The sequence below is a fragment of the Actinomycetota bacterium genome (genome assembly GCA_035540895.1).
Taxonomy (GTDB): domain Bacteria; phylum Actinomycetota; class JAICYB01; order JAICYB01; family JAICYB01; genus DATLFR01.
In genome coordinates this window covers 1-3,400 of record DATLFR010000178.1, presented here as the reverse complement: position 1 = coordinate 3,400, position 3,400 = coordinate 1, and the positions used below count along the sequence as shown (strand labels likewise).

Genomic DNA, 3,400 nt, shown 5'->3' with positions numbered 1-3,400 from the left:
GTGTAGGGGGGGCCGGAGACGATCTCGCGCGCGCGGTCCGGGGCGGCGCCCCCCAGCTCACCGTCGCGCCCGTCCCGGTCGGTGGCGAGGGTGGAGAGCCGGGCCTGCAGATCGTCGCCCTCCGCGCCCTCGAGGGCCTGCCCGAGATCGACCGGACGCCCGTCGACCGCAGTCACCGAACGCAGCCGGGCGAGAGCCGTCGGATCGTTCGCGGCGCGCCTGGCCAGCTCCCTGAGCTGTGGACCCGTCACCTCCTCGGCTCCCACCGGGGAAGCGAGCAGGACGAGGAGGACCGCGGCGACGGCGGGCGCCGCGCGCCTCAGCGGCTCTCCCAGGTCGGACCGTCCGGATCCGGGGGCCGCAGCCTCGGCGTCTGGTCCCGCTCGGGGGGCGCGGCGAAGGGGTCCCACGGGTCGGGAGCGCGCCCGGTGGGAGCCGCCGCGTCCGGACCCCCCATGCGCGCGATGAGCAGCTCGAGGTCGAACCCTTCCTTGCGCACGCGAAGGTCGAAGTAGAGGACGGCCAGGATCGCCGCCGCGAACGGGGTCGTCAGGACCGAGCTCCCCGCCCCGACGACCAGGCTGAGGAGGAACTGGGCCAAGGCCGTGTCCCCCACCGTGCGGAAAAGGAGCGCGAAGATGCCGCCGAAGATGCCGCCGACGACCGCGCGGATGATCAGGCTCAGTAGCAGCACGACGGCCGTGGTGATGAAGAAGCCACGCACGAGATGCTTCGACCGGCGCAGTGCCTCCCTCCCGCGACGGTCCTCGAACAGCAGGGCAGGCACGGCGACGGACCAGACGACCGCCAGGTACACGACGGCGGCGATCATCCCGAGCGTCAACGGCACGAAGAGCAGGAACAGGCCTGCTCCGGCTCCCAACGCGGCCAGTCCTAGAGCGGCACCGACCGCGACGCCGGCGACCACGATCCCCCCGATCAGCATGAAGACGAGGAGTCCGAGCCAGACCAGCGGCCCCAGGCGCGCCACGGCGAACCCGAGGGAGCTGCGCCAGTCGGCGGTGCTGCCCAGGTAGGCGTCGCTAACCGCCTTGAAGCTCGCTCCCGTCGCCAGCTGGGTCGAGATGAGACCGAGCACCGTCACGAAGAACCCACCGACCGCCATCGTGGCCAGATCGCGCGGATGCACGACCGGGACCTCCCCCGTGGGCGGCTGGGTGAAGGCCGTGAAGTCCTGGAAGCCTCCCGCGGAGACGCTGATGAAGGAAGCCAGCACCTGGACGGGCACGACCACCACGGCGACGGCCACCACGAGCGGCTTGAAGTTGCGGGTGAAGATCTTGATCCCAACGTCGACGATCTCCCCGATGCCGAGAGGCCTCAGGTTGGCCGTCGAGGCCGGGAAGGCGACCGCCCCACACGCGGGACAGGTCGTCGCACCGGGAGGCAGACGGTTGCCGCAGCTCGTGCAGGACGACATCGGCGTCAGCCTACATCCGAGGCCGAGGGCAACGCGTCTCAGTCGCCGGATGCGTTCCCGGGTCCGCGGGCGAGCTCCCCGACGCGTCGGCCCGGGGCATCGGCCCCCAGCGGCGGGGTCGGGAGCCCGGAGCCTTCGGCCATGCCGTCCAGCAGGTCGGCGAAGGCCTCCCGCGATGTGAACGTCGGCGACCAGCCGAGGACCGTTCGGGCGCGTGTGGTGTCCATCATCGGGACCGCCCGCGCCATATCCACCCAGCCCGGGGGCGTCGGCTGGAGCCACATCCGCCAGCTGAGCGCGGCTCCGGCGCGCAACAGTCCGAACGGGACGTGCACGGGCCGCGCGCCGAGGGCCTCCGCGAGATCGTCGGCGGTCAGGACGGGGTCGGCCGCCACGTTGAAGGCGCCGCGGACATCGGTCCTGACCACGGCCAACCGGTACGCCTCCGCCACGTCGTCGGTGTGCACGGCCTGTATCCGAAGGTCCGCCGGTATCGGGAGGACGGGTATTCGACGGCGGCCGGCGAGCGAGGTCGGTGCCAGCGGCCCCGCGAACAGCCTGCGGATCCCGCTCGCGGCCTCCCGCTTGAAGGTGAGCCCCGGGCGCAGCCGCACCACGCGCACCTCGGGGTGCTCCTGTTCGAACGCGTCGAGCAGCCACTCAACCTCCGCCTTGTGGCGGGCGTAGAAGCTGGACGAGATACCGCGAGCCGGCCAGTCCTCCGTGACCCGCCCGCCTCGTGGACCCGGCGCGTAGGCCCCTATCGAAGACGCGTAGACGAACGACCTCACGCCCTCGGCGACCACGGCCTCGAGCAGGCGCCTCGTCCCGTCGACGTTGGTAGCCCGCATCGCCTCGATGTCACGCGAGGGCTGGATCTGCCAGGCGAGGTGCACGACGCAGTCGGCACCCGCCAGGTGGGGGCGGATGTGTCCCGACCTGATGTCGCAGACGCCCCACCCCGTCTTGTCCACCTGCCAGGCCGGCCGCCGCCGGGCCAGCCCGACGATCGACCCGATCTGCTCGTCGCGCGCGAGAGCCGAGACCACGCTCGTCCCTACGTTGCCGGTCGCACCGACCACGACCACTCTCATCCTGCGCCTATCCCCCACCCCCATCGGGACGAACCTGGTTTCCGCGTCCGCTACGCGGGGATGCTCCTGCTACCAGACGAGAGGAGAACCACCATGTCGGAACCGAACCTGAGCTCGATGCTCGCGTCCTACGTGCGGGACGCGCACGCGATGGAGGAGAACGTCCTCGTCATGCTCGACTCGATGATCCGGACGACCGAGGACGAGCAGATGCGCCAGCGCCTCGAGGAGCACAAGACCGAGACCCAGGAGCACTCGCGCCTCCTGGAGGAGCGGCTGGACGCGATGGACACCGGCGGTACAGCCATCAAGGACATCCCGGCCCGGATGGGCGCTTTCGCCAAGGGCATGGCGGACCTGATCCGCTCGGACAAGCCCGGGAAGAACGCGCGGGATGGGTACGTCACCGAGCACCTCGAGATCGCGGCCTATCAGCTGCTGGAGCGACTCGCGGAACGGGCTGGGGACCACTCGACGGCCGAGGTCGCCCGCCGCATCCGGGCGGACGAGGAGCGCATGGCCGAGTTCATCAACGAGCGCTGGGACCGCGTCCTGGAGATGACGCTCGTGCAGGAGGAGGTAGACGTAACGAGCTGAGCTCTCCCGATCGCTAGGGGGAGCGCAGGTCGATACGCCTCAGGAGCTGTGCGTTGAGCGCCACCACGATCGTGGAGGCGCTCATCAGCACGGCCCCCACGGCCGGTGACAGGGTGACGCCCGCCCAGGCCAGGGCCCCGGCCGCCAACGGGATGGCCGCCACGTTGTAGCCGGCGGCCCACCACAGGTTCTGCAGGGCCTTGCGATGGGCGGCCCGGGACAGCGAGATGATGCTGACCACGGCCCGGGGATCGTTGCCCGCCAGCAC

The 3,400-nt window shown here is 71.2% G+C and carries 5 protein-coding genes; 1 reads left to right on the top strand and 4 read right to left on the bottom strand.

Translation table 11 applies throughout. The features are described 5' to 3' along the window. The 3 genes from VM840_10305 to VM840_10295 all read right to left on the bottom strand — a co-directional run. The coding region (locus VM840_10305; protein HVL81970.1) for a hypothetical protein at nt 1-266 on the bottom strand (266 nt) is incomplete at its 3' end. A gap of 53 nt (nt 267-319) precedes the next feature. Further along, nucleotides 320-1,441: a hypothetical protein gene (locus tag VM840_10300; GenBank protein ID HVL81969.1), complete on the bottom strand. Its 1,122-nt coding sequence runs from the start codon at nt 1,439-1,441 to the stop codon at nt 320-322. A gap of 38 nt (nt 1,442-1,479) precedes the next feature. Beyond that, nucleotides 1,480-2,535: an NAD-dependent epimerase/dehydratase family protein gene (locus tag VM840_10295; protein ID HVL81968.1), complete on the bottom strand. Its 1,056-nt coding sequence runs from the start codon at nt 2,533-2,535 to the stop codon at nt 1,480-1,482. 93 nt (nt 2,536-2,628) lie between these two features. Between VM840_10295 and VM840_10290 the strand changes: the two genes are divergently transcribed. Further along, nucleotides 2,629-3,132, top strand: coding sequence for a DUF892 family protein (locus VM840_10290; protein HVL81967.1), 504 nt, complete (start codon nt 2,629-2,631; stop codon nt 3,130-3,132). Nucleotides 3,133-3,145: 13 nt separating this feature from the next. Here VM840_10290 and VM840_10285 read toward each other — a convergent pair. After that, the coding region (locus VM840_10285; protein HVL81966.1) for a heavy metal translocating P-type ATPase at nt 3,146-3,400 on the bottom strand (255 nt) is incomplete at its 5' end.